The following is a 21927-nucleotide window of genomic DNA, read 5'->3' as shown; positions in this document are numbered from 1 at the left end:
TTAGAAGAAAATGCGCATTGTCTGTCCCTTCTGCGGTGAACGCGAACTCGGTGAGTTCACCTATCTCGGCGACGCCAAGCCTGTGCGGCCCGAAGCCGGCGCCTCGGAAGACGAGGTCTTCGACTATGTCTATCTGCGCGACAACGTTGCCGGTGAGACCAGCGAATACTGGTACCATGGCGGCGGTTGCCGGACCTGGCTGAAGGTCACCCGCAACACGCTGACGCACGAGATTTCGTCGGTGGAGCCGGCGGCGGGGGCTGGCGCCGCGAAGGTTGGTGCGTGATGGCCGGCGCGCAGACACACCGGCTCGGCAATGCCGGTCTGATCGACCGCTCGGCGCCACTGAACTTCCGTTTCGACGGCAAGGCTTTCTCTGGCTTCCAGGGCGACACGCTCGCCTCGGCGCTGATCGCCAATGGCGTCAAACTGGTCGGCCGCTCGTTCAAATACCATCGCCCGCGCGGCATCCTGACATCAGGCTCGGAAGAGCCCAACGCGCTGGTCGAATTGCGCACGGGCGCACGGCGTGAGCCGAACACCAAGGCGACCACGGCCGAGCTCTATGAAGGATTGGAGGCCGCCAGCCAGAACCGCTGGCCGTCGCTGCGCCACGATGTGATGTCGGTGAACCAACTGTTCGCGCCGATCTTCGTCGCCGGCTTCTACTACAAGACCTTCATGTGGCCGGCGAAATTCTGGGAAGCGATCTACGAGCCGGCGATCCGCCGTGCCGCCGGCCTCGGCCGCGCCGCCGGCATCGCCGATCCGGACCACTACGACAAGGCATGGGCGCATTGCGATGTGCTGATCGCCGGTTCAGGCCCGGCCGGGCTTGCGGCCGCACTTTCCGCCGGCCGCAGCGGCGCCCGCGTCATCCTGTGCGAGGAAGATTTCACGCTCGGTGGCCGTCTGCTGTCGGACGGCGGCACCATAGACGGCCTGCCGGCAGCCGCATGGCTTTCGAAGACATTGGACGAACTCGCGGCAATGCCCGATGTCCGCATCATACCCCGCACGACATTGTTCGGCGTCTACGACGGCGGCACCTATGGCGCGATCGAGCGGGTCAACGACCATTTGCCCTCGCCGCCCGAGCACCAGGTGCGTCAGCGACTGTGGCGGATCGTGGCCAGGCGCTGCGTCGTCGCGGCCGGCGCCATAGAACGGCCGATCGTCTTTGCCGGCAACGACACGCCCGGCGTAATGATGGCCTCCGCCATGCGGACTTATGTCGCGCGCTATGCCGCGACACCGGCAAAGCGCATCGCGCTGTTCACCAACAATGAGGATGGCTGGCGCACAGTCGAGACGGCGCTCGGTGCGGGACTGCAGATTGCCGCGGTCATCGACGCGAGGCCTGACGTATCGCCGGCGCATCGTTCGCTGGCCTCCAAGAGCGGCTTCCCGGTGCTGCATGGCTCCGTCAGCGGTGTCGACGGTGGCAAGGACGGCGTCAGGAAAATCGCGGTGTCGCTGACCGGCGGCGCGCGCGCGGAAGTCGAAGCGGACGGCCTCGCCGTTTCCGGCGGCTGGAACCCGGCGGTCGGGCTCACCTCCTATCATCGCGGCCGGCCGACATGGCGTGACGACATCGCGGCCTTCGTGCCGGACGGCGCGCCTCCCGGAATGGTTGCCGCCGGTGCCGCCAATGGCGATTTCGGGCTCGGCGCCTGCCTGAGCCAGGGGTTTGCAGCCGGCGCGGCAGCGGCGCGTGACGCGGGGCACAACGGCAAGGCGGGCATCGCACCTGTCGCCGACGACGAGGTCTTCTCGCTGACCCCGCTCTGGCACGTCGCCGGCAAGGGGAAAGCCTTTGTCGATTACCAGCACGATGTCACCGCGTCCGACATCGAACTGGCGCAGCGCGAAGGCTTTGAATCGGTCGAGCACCTGAAGCGCTACACGACGCTCGGCATGGCGACCGACCAGGGCAAGACCTCGAATGTCGCCGGCCTCGCCATCATGGCGGCGGTCAGCGGCCGCTCCATTCCCGAGACCGGCACGACGATCTACCGGCCTCCTTACGTGCCCGTCGCCATCGGCGCCTTCGCCGGCCATCATCGCGACGAGACTTTCCATGCGACGCGGCTGACGCCGTCGCATCACTGGGCCGTGGAGCAAGGTGCTGTCTTCGTCGACACCGGTCTGTGGAAGCGGGCGCAATGGTATCCCCGCGCCGGCGAGAAGGACTGGCTGGAATCGGTGACCCGCGAGGTCAAGGCGGTGCGCGGCGGCGTCGGCTTCTGCGATGTCTCGACGCTCGGCAAGATCGACGTGCACGGGTCCGATGCAGGCGCCTTCCTCGACCGCGTCTACATCAACACCTTCTCCAATCTCGCCGTCGGCAAGGCGCGCTACGGGCTGATGCTGCGCGAGGACGGCATCGTCTATGACGACGGCACGACGTCACGGCTGGCCGAAGATCATTATTTCCTGACCACCACCACGGCCAAGGCTGGGCTGGTGATGCAGCATCTCGAATTCTGCCGCCAGGTGCTGTTCCCGGAACTCGACGTGCAGTTGACCTCCGTCTCCGACCAGTGGGCGCAATTCTCGATTGCCGGACCCAAGACCCGCGACCTGCTGAAGGAGATCGTCGATCCGGCCGAGGACCTCTCCAACGAGGGCTTTCCGTTCATGGGCGCGCGCGAAGTGACGTTGCGCGGCGGCCTCAAGGCACGGCTGTTCCGCATCTCCTTCTCCGGCGAGATGGCCTTCGAGATTTCGGTTCCGGCGCGCTTTGGCGATGCCATGGCGCGCAATCTGATGCTGGCCGGCGCGCCCTTCGGCGTGACGCCCTACGGCACCGAGGCGCTCGGCGTCATGCGCGTCGAAAAGGGCCACATCGCCGGACCGGAACTGAGCGGCACGACGACGGCGGCCGATCTTGGCTTGGGCAAGATGATGTCGACCAAGAAGGATTATATTGGCCGCGTGATGGCCGGACGCGAGGCGCTGGTCGCGCCGGACCGGCAGGTCGTGGTCGGCATCAAGCCGACGGACAAGGCACGCCGCTTGCGCTCCGGCGCGCACATCATTCCTAAGGGGCAGACGCCCGGCCCAGGCAACGACCAGGGCTACGTCACCTCGGTCTGCTTCTCGCCGACATCAGACCAATGGATCGGGTTGGCCTTGGTCGAACGCGGCCGCGAGCGCATCGGCGAGATCGTGCATGCGCATGACCCGCTGCGCGGCGAGGACTATGACGTCGAACTCTGCAATCCCGTCTTCTACGACCCGGATGGAGGGCGCCAGCGTGGCTGAGTTTTCCTGGGCTCCCCGCAGCTCGCTTGAAAAGGCACTTGTTGCCGGTGCGCATGGCACGCGCGGTATCGAGGCCGGCATCTCGCTGACCGAGATCCGCAATTTTGATCTGATCCAAGTCATGGCGCGGCGCGGCCAAGCGGCCGAGCTGGCAAAGGTGGCCAAGGCCCGTTTCGGCGTGGCGGCTCCTAATGCGCCGAAGGCGATCCAGACCTCGGACGCCACGTTGATCTGGTCGGGGCCGGATCAGTTCTTCGTCTTGTCGAAGGGCGGCAAGCACACGATGCAGACGCTGGCGACTTCATTGTCAGGCCCCGCCTCGCTGTCGGACCAGTCGCATGCGCGCGTCCTGATCAGCATCTCCGACGCCAAGGCGCGCGCCATGCTGGCCAAGCTGTCGTCGATCGACCTGCATCCTGATGCGTTCGCTGTTGGCGCGGCGGCCGCGACCTCAATGGATCACACCAGTGTCACGCTTTGGCGCGGCGGCGATCGAGATGGATTGGCCGTGTTCAACCTTCTGGTGTTTGCGACCTTCGCCGAAAGCCTGTGGCACATGATTCTGGACTCGGCCGCGGAATACGGCGTCGATATCGGGCATTCCAAGGAATTCTAGCTCACCAATTGTCGATCTTAGCGCTGCCCCTCATCTGGCTGCCGCCATCTTCTCCCCGTAAACGGGGAGAAAGAAGCTGGCCGCGTCGCCGCGCCATTTCTGCAACGTTGGCGATTGGCGAAACCGGCGACGACAGCGTCCTTCGCCCCGTTTACGGGGAGAAGATGGCGGCAGCCAGATGAGGGGCAGCGCTGACGTTCGGAAGACAGGGCTGGTTAGCAAGATTCAACCTTGCCCAATCGCTTCCGCACGCCACCATTGCCTTGCCAAACGCGATCCCCCTGCTATTCTTGCTGCTAAAGTAATTTTACACACAGGCAAACTTGTTTCTCGAACCGCAAGGCTGAGATGAGCCAGTCGCCCTACCCCACAGTGACAGCCGGACCGCCCAGGCCAAGCCTCATCCTGCGACCGGGCCAGATCGCGCTGCCGCCGGGCATGGAGCGCTATACGATCCAGGGCAACGGCGCGGTTCTCATCGAGATCGAAGCCGGCGACACGATCAATGTGCGTAATGTCGAGGGCGGCCAGGCCTGCGAGCTGCTGGCCTGGGACAAATCGGGCGCGACAGACCCTTCCATCTTCGGCGAGAAATCCAACAGCAATGCAGCCGGCACCAAGGCCTTGCTGGCGGAAGGCGACGACAGCCTCGCTTCCTTGCGCCGCGGGCTGGCGCGTCGTCAGGTACAGCTCGATCAGGCCAAGGCGGTGCGCGTCTTCGGCGGCGCCACACCGGCCGGCACCGAACAGGCCTTCACGATTGCGCGCGACGGCGCGATGGTCATCGCCGCTCCCGGCGGGCCGATGCTGGTCGATGGTCACGACACGGCAACGCCGCTTACCGTCATCGTCCGGCGCGCCACGATCCGCTTGGCGGCGAAATCGCAGTTGGCCGATCCACTGGCCGACCCGGTGCTCGACCTGCGTGTCCACTCGGCGACCGCGGAATCCTATTTCGTCAAGGCGGGCGATTATCTGCAGATCATCGATGTTGACGGCCGGCAATGCACGGATTTCCAGTGCTTTTCGGCGCGCAAGCTGGACAAGGGTTTTGACCATCCGCTCGACGTGACGACGACGCGGACGCTGATGGGTGCGAGCTATCCGATGCCAGGCCTGCATTCGAAATACTACGACCAGGACATGGAGCCGCTGGTCGAGGTGGTGCAGGACACATGTGGCCGGCACGACGCGTTCGCGCTCGCCTGCGCGGCGAAATATTACGACGACATCGGTTACCCCGGCCACACCAACTGCTCGGAGAACTTCAATCGCGCACTGGCGGACAGGGGCGTCACGCCACGTGCCGGCTGGATGGCGATCAACTTCTTCTTCAACACGGCGATCGACGCGCATGGCGTCATGGTGTCCGACGAGCCCTGGTCGCGGCCGGGCGACTATGTGCTGCTGCGGGCGCTCACAGACATTGTCTGCGTTTCCTCCGCCTGCCCCGACGACACGACGCCGGCCAATGGCTGGAACCCGACCGACATCCATGTGCGGACCTATTCCGGCCAGCACAAATTCTCGCGAGCGATAGCCAGACGCATGACGCCCGATTCGGAACCGAAAATGACCCGCGAGACAGCTTTTCATTCGAGCTTTGCCAAGCACACCCGCAACTTCGTCGAGTACAAGGGTTATTGGCTCGCCAATTCCTTCGCCAAGGACGGGCCGATCGCCGAATACTGGGCTTGCCGGCAGGACGCCGTGATCATGGACCTGTCGCCGCTGCGCAAGTTCGAGGTCACGGGTCCGGATTCCGAAGCGCTGCTGCAATACACGTTGACCCGCGACGTCAAGAAGCTTGGCGTCGGCCAGGTGGTCTATTCGGCCATGTGCTACGAGCACGGCGGCATGATCGACGACGGCACGCTGCTGCGCCTCGGCAAGGACAATTTCCGCTGGGTCGGCGGCGATGACCTGTCCGGCGAATGGCTGCGCGAGACGGCGACGAAGCTTGGTCTCAACGTGCTGGTGCGTTCCTCCACCGACCAGATGCACAATGTCGCCGTGCAAGGACCGAAGAGCCGCGACATCCTCAGGGAAGTGATCTGGACCTCGCCGCTACAGCCGTCGATCGATGAACTCGAATGGTTCCGCTTTGCGGTGGCGCGCATCGGCGGCGGCAACGGCATCCCGGTCGTCGTCTCGCGCACCGGCTACACCGGCGAACTCGGCTACGAGATCTGGTGCCATCCGCGCGACGCCGAAAAGGTGTTCGACGCCATCTGGGAGGCCGGCCAGCCGCATGGGCTGAAGCCGATGGGGCTGCAGGCGCTCGACATGGTGCGCATCGAGGCCGGGCTGATCTTCGCCGGTTACGAATTTTCCGACCAGACCGATCCGTTCGAGGCGGGTATTGGCTTCACCGTGCCGCTGAAGAGCAAGACCGACGATTTCATCGGCCGTGAGGCGCTGATCCGGCGCAAGGAGCACCCGCAGACAAAGCTGGTCGGCCTCGACATCGATGCCAATGTCGCGGTCGGCCATGGCGACTGCGTGCATGTCGGCCGCGCCCAGATCGGCGTGGTCACGTCAGGCATGCGCTCGCCGGTGCTGAACAAGACCATCGCGTTGGCCAGACTCGACGTCACCCATTCGGCCATTGGTACCGAGGTCGAGATCGGCAAGTTCGACGGCCATGCCAAGCGGCTGCCGGCGCGCGTCGTCGCCTTCGCGCATTACGATCCGCAGAAAACCAAACCGCGCTCCTGACGGCCGCTTTCGCGACGGACAGGCCGGCCGGTCGGCGATGTCGCCGAACGTGTGAGTCCGCGCGCTCACAAGCGTGATGTGTACGGCTTCACAAAACGCTTGACCTGAAAGCGCGCCGGATCAATCTTCACTGTTAAGAAAAAAATGCGACTGAGTGGAAACACCGGCAGCCGCCCAAAGCATGCGTCGATGACGAAGCCTCGCGAAGTCGCGGCCGTCACGAACGGGGAACATCAAAAATGGGGAAGCCAAACACATGAGCACGATTACCACTGCCCTGGAGCCGCTTGCCGAAGGCAAGTTGCACCGAAATATCGACTGGCGCGGCGCCTTCTGGGTGGCGAGCGGCGTTCCGGCCCTCGTCCTGTTTTCGATCGGCGGCATTGCCGGCACGACCGGCACGCTGGCCTTCGGGATCTGGATCGCCTCCATGATCATGGGCTTCCTGCAATCCTTCACCTATGCCGAAATCGCCGGCCTGTTCCCGAACAAGTCCGGCGGCGCCTCGATCTACGGCGCCACCGCCTGGCTGCGCTATTCGAAGTTCATCGCGCCGCTGTCGGTGTGGTGCAACTGGTTCGCCTGGTCGCCAGTGCTGTCGCTCGGCTGCTCGATCGCCGCCGCCTACATCCTCAACGCATTGGCGCCGGTGCCGCTGTTCACCGCTGCCTCGCCGGACGTCGTCGCCTATATCGCCGCGCATGCCGGAACCAGCGCCGCCGACGCCATCACGGCAGTGACCGCCGCGGCAACGCCGGCGATCCGCAACTGGACGCTTTACAGCCACACGCTGGGACCGGTCTCGTTCACGTTCAACGCGACCTTCTTCATCGGCGCGGTGCTGATGCTGATCATCTTCGCCATCCAGCATCGCGGCATCCTGGGCACGGCCAACGTGCAGAAATATATCGGCCTGCTGGTCATCATCCCGATGCTGATCGTCGGTGTCGTCCCGATCATCACCGGCCAGATCAACTGGGCGAATTTCTCGCCGCTGGTGCCGCTGGCGGCCGCCTATGCGCCTGAGCCCGGCGCCTGGAACATCGCCGGCTGGACACTGGTGCTTGGCGGCATGTTCATCGCCGCCTGGTCGACCTACGGTTTTGAGACCGCCGTCTGCTACACGTCGGAGTTCAAGAATCCCGGCACCGACACGTTCAAGGCCATCTTCTATTCCGGCCTTCTGTGCATGCTGCTGTTCATCCTGGTGCCGTTCACCTTCCAGGGCGTGCTTGGCCTGAACGGTATGCTGGCGACACCGATCGTCGACGGCTCCGGTGTCGCCGACGCATTGGCCGGCATGGTCGGCGGCGGAGCGCTGATCCACAGCCTGCTGGTGATGCTGATGATCCTGGCCTTGGTGCTTTGCATCATGACCGCCATGGCCGGTTCCTCGCGCACGCTCTACCAAGGCTCGGTCGACGGCTGGCTGCCGCGCTATCTCAGCCACGTCAATGAACATGGCGCGCCGACACGTGCGATGTGGACGGACCTGGTCTTCAACCTGATCGTGCTGGCCATCGCCTCGGCCGACGCGACGAGCTTCTTCTTCATCCTCGCCGTGTCGAACTGCGGCTACATCATCTTCAACTTCCTCAACCTCAACGCCGGCTGGATCCACCGGATGGACAACGGCCATATCGCCCGGCCATGGAAGGCGCCGACCTGGCTGCTGGGGATCGGAGCGATCTTCGCCTATGTCAACGCCATCTTCATGGGCGCCGGCGCCAAGGTCTGGAACCCGATGGCGCTGTGGGCCGGGCTGATCACCGCCGCGCTGATCATCCCGGTGTTCTGTTTCCGCCATTACATCCAGGACAAGGGCAAGTTCCCCGACCACATGCTGGCCGATCTCGGCATGAGCTCGTCCGATCTGGCGGTCAAGAAGGCGGGCATGCTGCCCTATCTGACGCTGGTCGCCGGCGTCGTGGTGATGCTGCTCGCCAACTGGTTCTTCGTCATCTGACGCCAAACTGAAGGGGTCGAGCGCGAATCGTAGCGCTTGACCCGAGCCTCCCGGCTGAAGCCCACTCCGATACTATCGGGGTGGGCTTTTTCGTTGCGGCCGGTAATAGGTCCAATTCCGTGTCGCCGCAGAGGCCATTGCGTTTCGTCAGCCGTGCGAATATGCTTGTTGTACGATCGTTCAACAAGCATATTCGCGAAGCTCCGATGACCTGCAATCCTCGCTACGAAATCCTGTTCGAGCCGATGCGGATCGGGCCGGTCACCGCGCCGAACCGCTTCTATCAAGTGCCGCACGCCAGCGGCATGACCAACGCCCTGCCGCGGGTGCGCGCCGCCTTTCGCGAAGCCAAGGCCGAGGGTGGATGGGGCGTGATCTGCACCGGCGCCTGTTCGATCGACCCCAGTTCGGACGACGCGCCGCTGCCTTTCGCCACGATGTGGGACGATAACGACATCCGTGCGCATGCGCTGATGACGGAAGCGGTGCACCGCCACGGATCGCTGGCCGGCGTGGAATTGTGGCACGGCGGCGCCTCGGTGATGAACAGGACAAGCCGCCTGCCGCCGCTGTCGCCATCGGGAATTCCATGGATGGCCACCCATGTCGGCTTCATGGGCAATTTGCGGCCGAAGACCATGGACAAGGCCGATATACGCGAGGTCTTGAGGTGTCAGGCCGAGGCGGCGCGCAAGGCGCGCATTGCCGGCTTCGACGTGGTCTACGTCTATGCCGGCATGGGTTATCTCGGCTACGAGTTCCTGCTGCCGGAATACAATCATCGCGTCGACGAGTATGGCGGATCGATCGAGAACCGGGTGCGCTTCGTGCGCGAGATGATCGAGGTCACCAAGGATGCCGTCGGCAAGGATTGCGGCGTGGCCTTGCGGGTCAGCCTCGAGGAACTGCGCGGCAGGCCCGGCCGCAACCAGCCCTCGGAAGCGCATGAGCTGATCGAACTGCTGGCCGACCTGCCCGACCTGTTCGACGTCAAGATGGACTCCAGCCCGACCGACTGTTCGGCGTCGCGCTTCACCGGCGAGGGCAGCCATGAGCCGGTGATCGATTTCGTCAAGTCGCTGACCGGGAAGCCGGTGGTTGGCGTCGGGCGCTTCACCTCGCCGGACACCATGGTCTCGCAGATCCGGCGCGGCGTGCTCGACTTCATCGGCGGCGCGCGGCCTTCGATCGCCGACCCCTTCCTGCCGGCCAAGATCCGTGAGGGCCGCGAGGCTGAAATCCGCGAATGCATCGGCTGCAACATCTGCATTTCGAGCTGGCATGACGGCGTGCCGGTACGCTGCACCCAGAACCCCACCGCCGGCGAGGAATGGCGGCGCGGCTGGCACCCCGAACGTGTCGAGCGCACCGATGCGCCTGAGCGAATCCTGATTGTTGGCGGCGGACCGGCTGGGCTCGAATGCGCGCTGACGCTCGGCCGTCGCGGCCATGAGGTGATGCTGGCCGACGGCAGCCGCACCTTCGGCGGGCGACTGACTTTCGAGAAGACGCTGCCCGGCCTCTCGGCCTGGAACCGCGTCGTCGATTACCGGCTTGGGCGTCTCAGCGAGATGAGCAACGTCTCGCTCTATCCGGAGAGTGTTTTGGGCACGGACGAGATCGTCGAGCTGGCGCCGGATCGCGTGGTGCTGGCGACCGGCGCGCGCTGGACCAACATGCTCTACTCATCGCTGGAAATTCCGGTCGGCAGGCTCGACCATCCGGACGTGTTCACCCCGGACGACATCGCCGGCGGCCGGCTTCCGCAAGGGCCGACACTGGTCTTCGATTTCGACAATTATTACATGGGCGGCGTCCTCACCGAACATCTGGCCGCGCAGGGCATCCCGGTCAGCTATGTGACGCCGGCGGGTCAGGCTTCCGCCTGGACGATCATGACCAACGAACTGCCGCTGGTGCATCGCGCCCTGGCGCGGCGCAAGGTGCCGGTGACGACACTGCATCTCCTAAAATCCTTCGATGGCGAGACGGCGACGCTGGCGCATCTGTTCACCGGCGAGGAGGTCCACGTGGCCTGCCGCTCGGTGCTGATCGTCGGGCTGAGGCTGCCGCGCGGCGAGCTGTTCGAGCCCCTGACGCAACGGGCGGAGGCGCTTGGCGGTGCCGGCATCCGCAGCGTCGATCGTATCGGCGACACGCTGGCTCCGGGCGCCATCGCCCACGCGGTGCACAGCGGCCACAAGCTGGCTCAGGAGATCGGCGCGAAGATCCGCTCGCGGCCCTACCGCCGCGATACGCCCATCGTCGATGCGATAGCGGATTTCGATATGCGGACAGCTGCTGAATAGAGCAATTCCAGGAAAAGTGTGAAGCGGTTTTCCGTTCGGAATTGCGTCAAACAAGGAGTTCTAGAGAGCCATGGAGCGCATCACGGCACGTCGCAGACCCGGTCGCCCGCAGCGCGAGATCGGCGGCATCGAGCAGCGGCCGTGGAAGCAGCTGACGCGGCCTTATGCGCCGATCGAGATCCTGTCGGCCGACCAGGTGCAGACGATCCACGAAATGGGTCTCACCATTCTCGAAGAGATCGGCATGCGGGTGCTGCAGCCGCAGGCGCGGCAATTCTACCGCTCGGCCGGCTGCGATGTCGACGACGGCGAAATGCGGGTGCGCTTCGACCGCGCCATGGTGATGGAGCGCGTCGCCATGGCGCCGTCATCCTTCGAACTGCGCGCCCGCAATCCGGCGAAGAACGTCAAGGTCGGCGGGAAGCACTGCATCCTGTCGTCGGTCGGCGGGCCGGCCTATGTGATGGACAATGATCGCGGCCGCCGGCCCGGCACCTACGCCGAGATGTGCGATTATCTCAAGCTGATCCAGTCGTTCAACGTGCTGCACCAGGAAGGCGGCGGGCCGTTCGAGCCGCTCGACCTGCACCAGAACACGCGCCATCTCGACCTCTACTATGCCGAGATCACCTTGCTCGACAAGAATTGGCAACCGCAAGCGCTCGGCCGTGGGCGCGCCGTCGACGCGCTGGAGATGGTGGCGATTTCGCTGGGCACGACGCGCGAGAATCTCGCGCAGGAGATGCCGGTGTTCACCGGCATCATCAACACCAATTCGCCGCTGCAACTCGACGAGCCGATGGCCGAGGGGTTGATCGCGCTGGCCGAGCATGGCCAGGTCAACGTCATCACACCGTTCACGCTGGCCGGTGCGATGAGCCCGGTGACGCTGGCCGGCGCGCTGTCGCAACAACATGCCGAGGCGCTGGCCGGCATCGTGCTGACCCAGATCGTGCGCCCCGGCGTGCCGGTCATGTATGGCGGCTTCACCTCCAACGTCGACATGAAGACTGGTGCGCCCGCCTTCGGCACGCCGGAATATACGCAGGCCGCGCAGATCACCGGCCAGCTCTGCCGGCTGATCGGCGTGCCGTTCCGCTCCAGCAATGTCACCGCCGCCAATTCGGTCGACGCGCAGGCGGCCTATGAGAGCGCCATGTCGCTGTGGGGCTGCCTGATGGGCGGCGCCAATCTGGTGCTGCACGCCGCCGGCTGGCTCGGCGGCGGGCTGACGGCATCGTTCGAAAAACTGGTCATCGACGCCGAGATGCTGCAGATGATGTGCGCCTATTTCGACCCGCCGGTGGTCGACATCGACACGCTGGCGCTGGAGGCGGTGCGCGAGGTCGGCCCGGCCGGGCATTTCTTCGGCGCCGCGCACACCATGCAGCGCTACGAGCGCGCGTTCTATTCGCCGCTGGTCTCCAACTGGGACAATTACGACACATGGATGGAGCGCGGCCAGATCACCGCGCGCGAACGGGCCAATGTCGTGTGGAAACGCATGGTCGCCGAATACGAACAGCCGCCGATCGATCCCGGCATCGACGAGGCACTGCGCGATTATATTGAGCGCCGCAAGCGCGAGGGCGGTTGCCCGCTGAATTGAGGTTTTGGGGTGTCGAGCTGATTGTCGGGGCCTGCGCCTAGGCACCCCCCTCTGTCCTACCGGACATCTCCCCCGCAAGGGGGGAGATTGGCAGCTTCGACCAATACGTCCTCTTCTTCGACGTTCGAGATTGGCGAAAGCAGAAGTGCCATCTGATCTCCCCCCTTGCNNCAGGCCAGAGGGGGGTGCCTAGGCGCCGGCCAAAATGGTTACCCGTCCCGCAAAGGCCCGACCTGCCCCTCGAGCATCTCAAACCCCGCAGCCTCCGCCGCCTGTGGCGTCACGACGCTTTCATCAAGGCACCATTCGAGCCAGAGCCCGTCGACCAGGGCGATGAAATTGCGCGCCAATGTCGGGGCATCGACATCCCGGCCGCGCGGCACGGCGACCGCGGCGATGTCCTCGGCGAGTTCCGCCCGGTAAGCGTCATAGAGTTCGCGATGCGCCGCCTTGAGGCGCGGGTTGACGGCGATCTCGCCCCACAGCGACAGCCAGATCAAGAGATTGTCACGGCTGAAATAATCGGGCGAAAAATTCGAGTGCACCAAGGCGGCAAGTGCTGCCTGCGGCGACCAGTCTGACGTCTCGGCGCGGCGGCGCTTGGCTTCGGCGATCTGGTTGTTGACGCTGGCGTAGAGCGAGGATTTGTAGACTTCGACCAGCAAGCCATCGAGGCTTTCGAAGTGATGGTTGATGAGGCCGCGCGAGACGCCGGCCTCCTTGCAGATGCGATCGATGGTGAAGGCGCCGATGCCGCCGACCGACAGGCATCGCGTCGCCGCCTCGATCAGCATGGAACGGCGCACATCCGCCTGCTCGCGGCTGAAGCGCGGCGGCGATTTCTTGGCGCCGCGCTTGCGTTTTTCAGGTGATGGTCCTGCTTCCGTCATGGCTCCAGCTAATCGATCGTGGCTTTTCTGTCCACGGAGTGATTACCCCTTCTTCTTGAACAGCACCGGATTGGGGTGGCCGTCGGGATAGATGACCGACTCGAAATCGGTCTTGTGGATGACGACCAGCGGCTGATGACAGATGAAGATGAACCCTCCGGACTGCTCCATCAGGTCCTCCATGCGGTTTGAAAGCGCGATGCGCTTGGGCTCATCGCTTTCCGCCACCAATTGCTGATAACTGGTTTCGAACTCAGCACTGTCGAAGCCCGACCAGTTGTAGGCGCCGATCTGGTCGGGGCGGAACCAGACCAGGTTTTCGGAAGGATCGATACCGCCGGCGAAATCCATCAGCGCCAGATCGATGTTCTTGTAGCCCTCACCTTGCGTCTTGTCGCCGACGCCCCAGAAGGCCGCCTCGTCATAGGGCTGGATCTCGACCTTGATGCCGGCCTGTTCGAGACTGGCCTGGACGATCTGCGCCGTCGCGGTGCGGATGGAATCGTTCATCACCGTCAAGGTCAGCGACAGGTCGCTGACACCGGCCTCAGCCAGCAGTGCGGCGGACTTCTCATAATCCGGTGCGGCGATCAGATTGCTGGCGCGCGCGAACTTGGTGCCGGGCTGGACGACGCCGGTGGAGCGCTTGGTGAGATCGTCATAGACGCCGGTCAGGATCTGCCCGACATCGACGCCATATTGCACCGCCTGGCGGACTTTCAGATCCTTGAGGCGCGGGCTCAGCATGTTGATGGTCAGCCAGACGTAACGGGTCGACTGCGCCTCGATCAGGTTCGTGTCGGCGGGTGGGCTGGCCTTGACCGCCTTGGTCGCCGAAATGGCGATCTTGGTGTAGTCGAAGGCGTCGGCCTCATAGGCCAGCTGTGCGGCCTGATCGTCGGCGACGACGTAGATCTCGACCTTGCCGAAATCCGGCTTCGGCCCCGGCCAGTCAGGGTTTGCGGTCAGTGTCACCTTCTGTTTCTGCTGCCAGTCGGAGAAGAGGTAGGGACCGCATGTCGCCGGGGGCTCGGTGGTGAATTTGCCGCCCGCCTTCTCGGTGCCTGCGCGGCTGATGATGTGTCCGCCATAGTAGGGCAGACTGGTGACGAAGATCGGCTGGTAGGGTTCTTTGAGGTGGATGATGCCATTGCGGGCATCGACCACCTCGACGCGATCAAGTTTTTCGAACTGATAGGCCCAGGGCGACGACAAGGCCTTGTCGGCGATGCGCTCGAACGAGAATTTCACGTCGTCGGCGGTGACCGCGCCAAAGCCATTTGACCATTTCAGGCCGTCGATCAAGGTGAAGGCGATGGTCTTCGGATCTTTCTGTTCGAGCTTTTCCGCGCCCCACAGCGACCACGGCGAGCCTTTCCTGATATCGTCGAAATGGTTCAGCGAGACATAGATGCCGCGCATCATGACATCCTCGATGCCGCCATTCATGAAGGCAGGATCGAGGCATTGCAGATCGCCCTCCATACGGATGCGCAACGTATCGCCGGCGGCCGACCAGGCGAAGCCCGGCTTCATCGCCAGGCCGGCGCCCAGCACGCCCGCCGCTTTCAGGAATGCACGTCTGTCCATGTTCCATTGTGTCATGTCAGTTTCCCCTGTGGTTTGCGGAAGCGCGTGAGAAGGCTTCCCGTTCTTGCCCGCCTGTCACCAGCGGGAAATGGCAGCGCACCATCCGGTCAGTGCCCATCGGTCGATAGGCCGGTGCCTCGGTCTTGCAACGATCGCGGGCGATCGGGCAGCGTGTGTGGAATTCGCAGCCGGAAGGCCGGCGAAACACACTTGGTATCTCGCCGGTGACGGCAGGGTTCTGGCTGCGCCGGCGCGGATCGGGTATCGGCTCGGACTGGATCAGCGTCGCGGTGTAGGGATGCAGCGGCGCCGAAAACACATCCTGCGTCGGCCCGGTCTCGACCAGCCGGCCGAGATACATGATGGCCAGCCGATCGCTGACATGGCGGATCATGGCCAGATTGTGGGTGACGATCATGGCGGCGAAACCGAGTTCGCGCTTCAATTCACCGATCAGGTTGAGCACGTCGCCCTGCACGGAGACGTCGAGCCCAGCCGTCGGCTCGTCGGCGAGCAGCAGATGCGGTTTCATCGCCAGCGCGCGGGCAACACCGACACGGCGCGCCTGGCCACCCGACAGCTCGTGCGGAAAGCGGTCGACGAAGGAGGCCGGCAGCCCGACCAGCGCCAGCAGCGCCTTTGCCGCGGCGCGACGGTCCGGCATCGGCAGCCCCTGGATGATCTGTGGTTCGGTGAGCAGCGCGCCGATACGCAGGCGCGGGCTGAGCGAGGCGACCGGATCCTGGAACATCATCGCCGAGCGCCGGCGCATGGCGCGGAAATCGGCCGGCGTCGCCACGTTCCTGCCCTCGAAGGTGATGCGGCCGGCGGCCGCGCGCACGAGGCCAAGAATGGTACGGGCAAGCGTCGTCTTGCCGGAGCCGGACTCACCGACCAGCCCAAGCGTCTCGCCCGGCATCAGCGACAGCGTCACGCCGTCGATGACATTGAAGCTCGGCAACGGGAACGGGTTGATCAGGCGGCTGAGCAAGCCGCTGCGGGCGAAGGTCACCGACAGATCGTCGATGGCGAGCAGCGGGCTCATGGCGTCACCGCATGGCAGCGCGCCATGTGCGAGACAGACAATTTCACCAGTGGCGGCGCGACAGACACGCAAGGCGCGAAGGCGCGGTCGCAGCGTGGCGCGTAGACGCATCCCGATGGCGGCTGGGTCAGGTTGGGCAATGAGCCGGGAATGGTCGGCAGCCGATCCAGCTTCTCATGAAAGCGGGCGGGATCGCAGGCGAGCAGTGCTTGCGTATAGGGATGCCGTGCATCGTGGAAGATGGCGTCGACCTCGCCGCCCTCGACCACCTCGCCGGCATACATGACATAGACGCGGTCGCAGAGCTCGGCGATGACGCCGAGATGGTGCGAGACGACGATGATGATGCCGTTGTAGTCGCGCCGGAGTTCGCGCAGCAGATGGATGATCTGCGCCTCCATCGTCACGTCGAGCGCCGTCGTCGGTTCGTCGGCGATGAGCAGGCCGGGATCGGTCAGCAGCGCCGCGGCGATCGCCACGCGCTGGCGCATGCCGCCGGAGAGTTCGTGCGGATAGCTGTTCATCCGCCGCTCCGCATCCGCGATGCCGACGCGGCCGAGCATGGCGGCGATGCGGGCCCGCTTCTGCGCACGGCCGAGATCCTTGCGGTGGTGCTGGAAGTCGACGAGCTGGTCGCCGATGGTCAGCACCGGGTTGAACGCGGTCATCGGATCCTGGCCGACCAGCGCGATCTCGTCGCCGCGCAGCAGGCGCTGGTGGTGTGCGTCAAGCTTTGCCAGGTCGACGCCGTTGTAGCTGATCGATCCGTCGATACGCGCGTTGGCCGGCAGCAGGTTGGCGAGCGCGGTGACCAATGTGGACTTACCGCAGCCACTCTCACCGACAATGCCGATCACCTCGCCGGGATGCGCCTCGATGTCGACATGGCGTAGCGCGTGCACTGCGCCATGCGGCGTCTCGTAGCGGACGCTGAGGTTGCTGGCGGCGAGCGAGCCGGTCATGCCGGCCTCCGCAACTGCAGGCGCGGATCGAGATAGTCGCGCAGGCCCTCGCCGAGGAAAGTGAAGCCGAGCGTTGCGAGCACCAGCGGCAGCCCGCCGAAGATGACCATGAAAGGTGCCGAGCGGATACTGGTGTAGCCGTCATAAAGGATCGAGCCCCAGGACGGTGTCGGCGGCCTGACACCGAGGCCGAGGAAGCTGAGGCCGGCCTCGACCATGATGACGACCGGAATGTCCATCGACAGCAGGATGATCAGCGGGCCAACGACATTGGGCAGAAGGTGGATGAAGATGATGCGCGCGGCACTGGCGTCGAGCAGGCGCTCGGCGAGGATGTAGTCGCTGTTCTTCAGCGCCAGCGTCTGCGCCCGGATCAGCCTGGCATAGCTCGGGAACGAAGTGGCGGCGATGACGATGATCAGCGTGCCGGTGCCGGCGCCGAGCACGGTGATGATGGCGAGCGCGAACATGATCATCGGCAGCGAATTCAGGCTGTCGAAGCTCAACACCAGAATGGCGTCCAGCCAGCGCGGCCCGTAGCCGGCGATCAGGCCGAGCAGCAGGCCGATCGCGCCGGCGATAGCGACGGAGACCATGGCAATGGTCAGCGCCGTGCGTGCGCCAAAAATGACGCGCGACAGGAGATCACGGCCGAGATGATCGGTGCCGAACCAGTGCGCGAGCGATGGCGGCTGCAGCTTGTGCAGCACGTCGATCTTGATCGGCGAATAGGGCGCCAGCCATGGCGCGAAGACGGCGGTGATGAGGAAGCCGCTGACCAGGATCAGCGCTACGCAGGTGAACGGATCGGCAAGCAGCGCCCGCAGCAGCGGCAGCCTTTGTCGGTCCGGAAGGGAGAGCGAGGCGTCAGCCACGGAAGACATCGCGCACCCTCGGGTCGAGCCGCGCAATCAGGAGATCGGCGGCGATGGTGATGGAGACGTAGATGGCGGTCATGATCAGAACGGTGCCCATCACGACCGGATAGTTGCGGGTGTTGACGGCGTCGGTGATGAGCTTGCCGATGCCGGGCCGAGCGAACACCGCCTCGACGAAGACGGCGCTGGACAGGATGCTGCCGAGGCCGACGGCGACCAGCGAGATGGTCGGGATGATGGCGATGCGCAACGCGTATTTGGAGACGATCTTCCATTCAGGCAAACCAAACGATCGCGCGGTGCGGATGTGCGGTTCGCCCATCACCTCCATCATCGAGGCGCGGACCATGCGGGCGATGTAGCCGATCCAGCCGAGCGCGATGGCTGCCGCCGGCATGATCAGCGCCTTGGCCTGGCTGACGATGTCGCCTGCCTCGCCGGCACCGATGGCCGGCAGCCAGCGCAACGTCACGGCAAAGAGCAGCAGCGAATAGATGGCAACGACGAAGGACGGCACGGCGATGACGCCGACCGAGAGCACGCCGATGATGGTATCGGCTGTTGTGCCGCGCCGCATGACCGACAGGCAGCCGAGCGGAACGCCGATCAGAAGCGCGACGGTGAGCGCGGTCAGCCCGAGGATCAGCGTGTTCGGCAACGCTTCCAGCACCAGGGTGGAGACCGGCCGGTTCGACCAGACGTCGTAACCGAGATTGCCGGTCAGCGCGTTGCGGAAGAATTCGACGATCTGCCACCAGACCGGCTGGTCGAGGCCCATGCGCTCGATCAGCAGCCGCTTCAGCTCCGGCGTGGCGCGTGGACCAAGCGCCACGGTTGCGGGATCGCCCGGAACCAGGAAGACGGCCGCATACATGGCGATCATGACAAGCACGAGGATCAGGAGGCCGAGACCGATGCGCTTCACTGCATATGCAAGCATGGTCTCCTCTCCGCTCCTGTCAGGCGAAATCGCGCCTGATGCGCCGCGTCGCCGAGGCGCTGTGGACGAGCGTGCCCCGTTCTCGGGCCTCGATCCGCCAGCTCAGGTTGAAATGGGTTTCGTCCGATTTCAGTTCGGTGACTGCCATGGCTTCGATGTCGGCATCGCCGCTGGCAATCGCCCAGCGGTATTCGGTGACGAGCTTGGCCGACAGCGGATCGTCGGCGCGGATGCTCATCGTGTCGCTGTTGGCCGAGGACACGGTGATGGCGCGATCGTCATAGCGCCGGCGCCCATGGTCGGAACTCAGCGCGATGGTCTGCACGCCTGAGCCGACATCGTCGGTGACGATGCGGCGGTCGAAGCCGTCGTCCAGAGTCGTCGTCGGCACCGGCGGCGCCGTTTCGGCGGGTTCAAAGCGCACGTCGCGGTCGCGAGCCGACGGCGGCCGCACCGGCAGCATCACCGTGCTGTCGCCGGTCGCCACGGACAGCGTCGACAGTTTCGGCTGCGGCCACAGGATCGGCCAATGCTGGTTGGCTAGCGCCAGCCGGATGCGATGGCCCTTGGGCACCGTGCGGGCGAAATCATTGAGTTTCAGCCGGACGCGGAACGGTGTTCCAACTGGACACGGCTCTGGATGCTCGTGGCTGTCTCTGTGGCTGAGGTTGAGCACGCCATAGGTCATCAGCGCCGAGGTGCCGTCGGGATAAACATCGCACAGCCGGGCGGCGAGGTTGACATGCGGCTGGTCGACGGTGACGAGCAGATCGAGTTCCGGCGCGCCGAGCAAGGTCAGGTCGTTGTCGAGCGGGGGCGTGTCGAAGCACAGCGCCAGCCCGTCCTCACGACGCTGGTCGATGGCCATGTCCGGGCAGGAGCCGCCATAACCGCCCCAGCGACCGCAATCGCGTCCGGCGGTGACCGGCGAGCGTACGGAAAGTGTGGTGGCACCCGGCGCAGGTTCGCTGCCCAACCCGCCGGCGTTCAGGTGCAAGGCGCGGCGCTCGATGTGCGGCGATGGCCATTGATCCTCAGCAGCCCAGTTGCCGGCGTGATCGGGGAGATAAAAGGGTTGCGGCCGTTCCTCGCCGGTCACCCAGACTCGGTAGAGCGGCTCGTCCATGATGCCGGTGTCTTCGCCACACAGCCAATGCCGCCACCAGCGCAACGCCTCCTGCAGATAGCCGATCAGCGGCCCCGGCGCGCCGCGGCAGGGATAGGCATGCGACCAGGGGCCGACGATGCCGAGCTTCGGCCCCGGCAAATGCTCGAGCAGGCGCGGCACGAAGTTGGAGTAGCTGTCCTCCCAGCCGCAGACGGCCATCACCGCGCATTCGATCGCGGCGTGGTCTTCGCAGACCGAGCCCTGCCGCCAGTAGTCGTCGCGGCGCTGGTGCGCCAGCCAGATTTCCGACAACGAGCTTGTCGCCTCAAGACGACTGACCCACATGGCGCGCCAGGCGTCGCCGACGATCTGCGGGTCAGGCGCCATCGCCTTCTTCACCAGCATGAAGTTCGACCACATCTCCTGCTCGGTCAGCAGCGCGCCGCCCATATAGTGGATATCGTCGGCATAGCGGTCATCGGTGGCGCAGTTGGCGATGATGGCCTTCAAGGCCGGCGGCCGGCGCGCCGCCACCTGCAGCGCGTTGAAGCCGCCCCAGGAAATGCCGGTCATGCCGACATTGCCGTTGCACCAGGGAAGTGCTGCCAAATGGGCGATGATCTCGCAGGCATCCTCCTGCTCGCGCGGCAGATATTCGTCGGCCAGATCGCCGTCGGAATCGCCGGAGCCTCTGATGTCGATGCGGGCGCAAGCGATGCCGTGACCGGCGAGCCACGGGTGGATGTCGATGTCGCGGGCAACGGTGCCGTCGCGGCGGCGATAGGGAACCATTTCGACGACGACGGGCACCTTGGTATCGGTGCGCGGGCGCCACAAAGTGGCGGCGATGCGGGTGCCGTCGGCCAGCGTGATCCAGAGTGGATCGACGGTTTCGACAGCAAAGGGGAACTCGGTCCGTACCACGGCAGGTACTCGTTAAATCGCCTTGTTGAACGTTCGTACAACAAGGCGATTTAAGGCGCAATCCCGCTTCGCGCTTTTTGGCGCCGAATGCCATCTATGCCCAGCGCCGGTCGGGCAGACCGGCGAGAGCGGGGCGCTGGAAGTAAATGCGCGGGCCGGACGATGCCAATGCTACCGATGTGTCAAGGAGGCTTCGCCAGTCATGCACCCGGAATTCGAATATATCTGCTGGTCTCCAGCAACCGTACTATTCTCAGTGCCGGAGCCTGCTCGACAGCAGAGCGCACCTCGCGAGATCTGCGGGATGCCCCCTAGCGTTTCAGTGCGAGCCTATAACGAAGAATTCGTCGCTTCCGCCGGCGCAGTCCTTGGTACCAAATCCCTGACCTGGCGTGTTGTGTGCAAGACAAATGTTATGATTATCAGATTCTCGAATCTGCGTATGAGCCAAAGCAGCGGTTAGGTTATCGACTTTCTTTGTTAATTCCTCGATTTTCCCTTGGAGGCACTTAGTGCCGCAGCTTTTGCTAAGACTCGGTGTGGTAGTCACAGCCATAGCAGCCAACGCCATCGCCGCAGCCAAAGAAATTTGAACGCGCATTGATTTCCCTCCCAATATAGAACCGATACGACATCGGCGCATCATTGCAGTCACATAGAACAGCGCCCGTCTATAGCGACGGTGGCCTGATCGCGAAGAATTGACTGCATGCGGGGAAGGATTTTCATTGTGACTGGAAGGAATCGACAAAATCCAACCGACAAGACGGATCTGTTCCTCATGGCACCACGGGGCGAACGCCCCTGCTTTCCATCTCGCCTTTGTTTGTCCTAGTATTGACAGAGGTTGCCCACGTCCGGAGCCTTCATGTGCAACGATTACGAGCAGCATGTCGCTTGGGCCGAATATTGCCGGAAAATGGCGTCGCTGGCGCTTAAAATCCCACCCCACCAGACTGAATTTGATCTGCCGCAGGCGGACGACGTCCGCCTCAAGGATCCGGTACCCATAATGCGCGCCGCTGGGGATGCTATCGAACTGGCATCGATGACGTTCGGATTTCCGCCGGCCGGACCGAAGCGCCGGACGACATCGCCCAGCCCC

The 21927-nt window shown here is 64.4% G+C and carries 15 protein-coding genes and 2 pseudogenes; 8 read left to right on the top strand and 9 right to left on the bottom strand.

All coding sequences use genetic code 11. From position 1 onward, the window contains the following. Nucleotides 1–10: 10 nt before the first annotated feature. From FCU66_RS27455 to FCU66_RS27430, 6 genes and pseudogenes are all read left to right on the top strand, one after another. On the top strand, nucleotides 11–286 hold the full coding sequence (locus FCU66_RS27455) for a sarcosine oxidase subunit delta (protein WP_136621566.1): 276 nt from the start codon (nucleotides 11–13) through the stop codon (nucleotides 284–286). Next, on the top strand, nucleotides 286–3267 hold the full coding sequence (locus FCU66_RS27450) for a sarcosine oxidase subunit alpha (protein ID WP_136621567.1): 2982 nt from the start codon (nucleotides 286–288) through the stop codon (nucleotides 3265–3267). The genes FCU66_RS27455 and FCU66_RS27450 overlap by 1 nt, the downstream gene beginning before the upstream one ends. Further along, entirely contained in the window at nucleotides 3260–3883 is a 624-nt protein-coding gene (locus FCU66_RS27445) for a sarcosine oxidase subunit gamma (RefSeq protein WP_136621568.1), read from the top strand. The genes FCU66_RS27450 and FCU66_RS27445 overlap by 8 nt, the downstream gene beginning before the upstream one ends. 348 nt (nucleotides 3884–4231) lie before the next feature. After that, nucleotides 4232–6601 (top strand): trimethylamine N-oxide demethylase, encoded by a 2370-nt coding sequence (locus FCU66_RS27440; RefSeq protein ID WP_136621569.1) that lies wholly within the window; start codon nucleotides 4232–4234, stop codon nucleotides 6599–6601. Nucleotides 6602–6857: 256 nt separating this feature from the next. Next, nucleotides 6858–8567: a trimethylamine N-oxide permease gene (locus FCU66_RS27435; protein WP_136621570.1), complete on the top strand. Its 1710-nt coding sequence runs from the start codon at nucleotides 6858–6860 to the stop codon at nucleotides 8565–8567. A 161-nt stretch (nucleotides 8568–8728) separates the two neighbouring features. After that, a pseudogene (locus tag FCU66_RS27430) lies at nucleotides 8729–10234 on the top strand (oxidoreductase); the annotation flags it as partial. A 300-nt stretch (nucleotides 10235–10534) separates the two neighbouring features. Here FCU66_RS27430 and FCU66_RS42885 read toward each other — a convergent pair. Continuing rightward, on the bottom strand, nucleotides 10535–10930 hold the full coding sequence (locus FCU66_RS42885) for an imidazolonepropionase-like domain-containing protein (RefSeq protein ID WP_425462872.1): 396 nt from the start codon (nucleotides 10928–10930) through the stop codon (nucleotides 10535–10537). Between the two features lie 16 nt (nucleotides 10931–10946). Here FCU66_RS42885 and FCU66_RS27425 point away from each other — a divergent pair, with 16 nt between their 5' ends. Beyond that, nucleotides 10947–12485 carry a trimethylamine methyltransferase family protein gene (locus FCU66_RS27425; protein ID WP_136621572.1) on the top strand — a complete coding sequence of 513 codons (1539 nt, stop codon included), beginning with the start codon at nucleotides 10947–10949 and terminating at the stop codon, nucleotides 12483–12485. 209 nt (nucleotides 12486–12694) lie between these two features. Here the strand turns inward: FCU66_RS27425 and FCU66_RS27415 are convergent, their stop codons facing one another. The 8 genes from FCU66_RS27415 to FCU66_RS27380 all read right to left on the bottom strand — a co-directional run bounded on the left by FCU66_RS27415 (nucleotide 12695) and on the right by FCU66_RS27380 (nucleotide 21423). After that, on the bottom strand, nucleotides 12695–13375 hold the full coding sequence (locus tag FCU66_RS27415; protein ID WP_136620753.1) for a TetR/AcrR family transcriptional regulator: 681 nt from the start codon (nucleotides 13373–13375) through the stop codon (nucleotides 12695–12697). A 42-nt stretch (nucleotides 13376–13417) separates the two neighbouring features. Next, nucleotides 13418–14980, bottom strand: a complete 1563-nt coding sequence (locus FCU66_RS27410) for an ABC transporter substrate-binding protein (RefSeq protein WP_136620752.1) — start codon at nucleotides 14978–14980, stop codon at nucleotides 13418–13420. 1 nt (nucleotide 14981) lies between these two features. Continuing rightward, nucleotides 14982–16010, bottom strand: coding sequence for an oligopeptide/dipeptide ABC transporter ATP-binding protein (locus tag FCU66_RS27405; RefSeq protein WP_136620751.1), 1029 nt, complete (start codon nucleotides 16008–16010; stop codon nucleotides 14982–14984). Beyond that, a complete protein-coding gene (locus FCU66_RS27400) occupies nucleotides 16007–16972 on the bottom strand; it encodes an ABC transporter ATP-binding protein (protein ID WP_136620750.1) in 966 nt (321 codons plus the stop codon). The genes FCU66_RS27405 and FCU66_RS27400 overlap by 4 nt, the downstream gene beginning before the upstream one ends. Further along, nucleotides 16969–17856: an ABC transporter permease gene (locus FCU66_RS27395; RefSeq protein WP_168992073.1), complete on the bottom strand. Its 888-nt coding sequence runs from the start codon at nucleotides 17854–17856 to the stop codon at nucleotides 16969–16971. Before FCU66_RS27395 ends, FCU66_RS27400 begins: the two co-directional genes overlap by 4 nt. After that, complete coding sequence (locus FCU66_RS27390) at nucleotides 17840–18790, bottom strand: ABC transporter permease (protein ID WP_136620749.1); 951 nt, start codon at nucleotides 18788–18790, stop codon at nucleotides 17840–17842. Before FCU66_RS27390 ends, FCU66_RS27395 begins: the two co-directional genes overlap by 17 nt. A 19-nt stretch (nucleotides 18791–18809) precedes the next feature. Further along, the gene (locus tag FCU66_RS27385; protein WP_136620748.1) at nucleotides 18810–20822 is read right to left on the bottom strand and encodes a CocE/NonD family hydrolase; all 2013 of its coding nucleotides are present in this window, start codon (nucleotides 20820–20822) and stop codon (nucleotides 18810–18812) included. A gap of 319 nt (nucleotides 20823–21141) precedes the next feature. Continuing rightward, complete coding sequence (locus FCU66_RS27380; protein WP_136620747.1) at nucleotides 21142–21423, bottom strand: hypothetical protein; 282 nt, start codon at nucleotides 21421–21423, stop codon at nucleotides 21142–21144. A 267-nt stretch (nucleotides 21424–21690) separates the two neighbouring features. Between FCU66_RS27380 and FCU66_RS42880 the strand changes: the two are divergent. Further along, nucleotides 21691–21903, top strand: a pseudogene (locus FCU66_RS42880) (SOS response-associated peptidase); the annotation flags it as partial. Nucleotides 21904–21927 lie beyond the last annotated feature (24 nt).

The organism is Mesorhizobium norvegicum (genome assembly GCF_004919685.1).
Lineage (GTDB): Bacteria > Pseudomonadota > Alphaproteobacteria > Rhizobiales > Rhizobiaceae > Mesorhizobium > Mesorhizobium norvegicum.
Note: the sequence above shows the minus strand (reverse complement) of the source record. Positions and strands in the feature narration are given on the sequence as shown.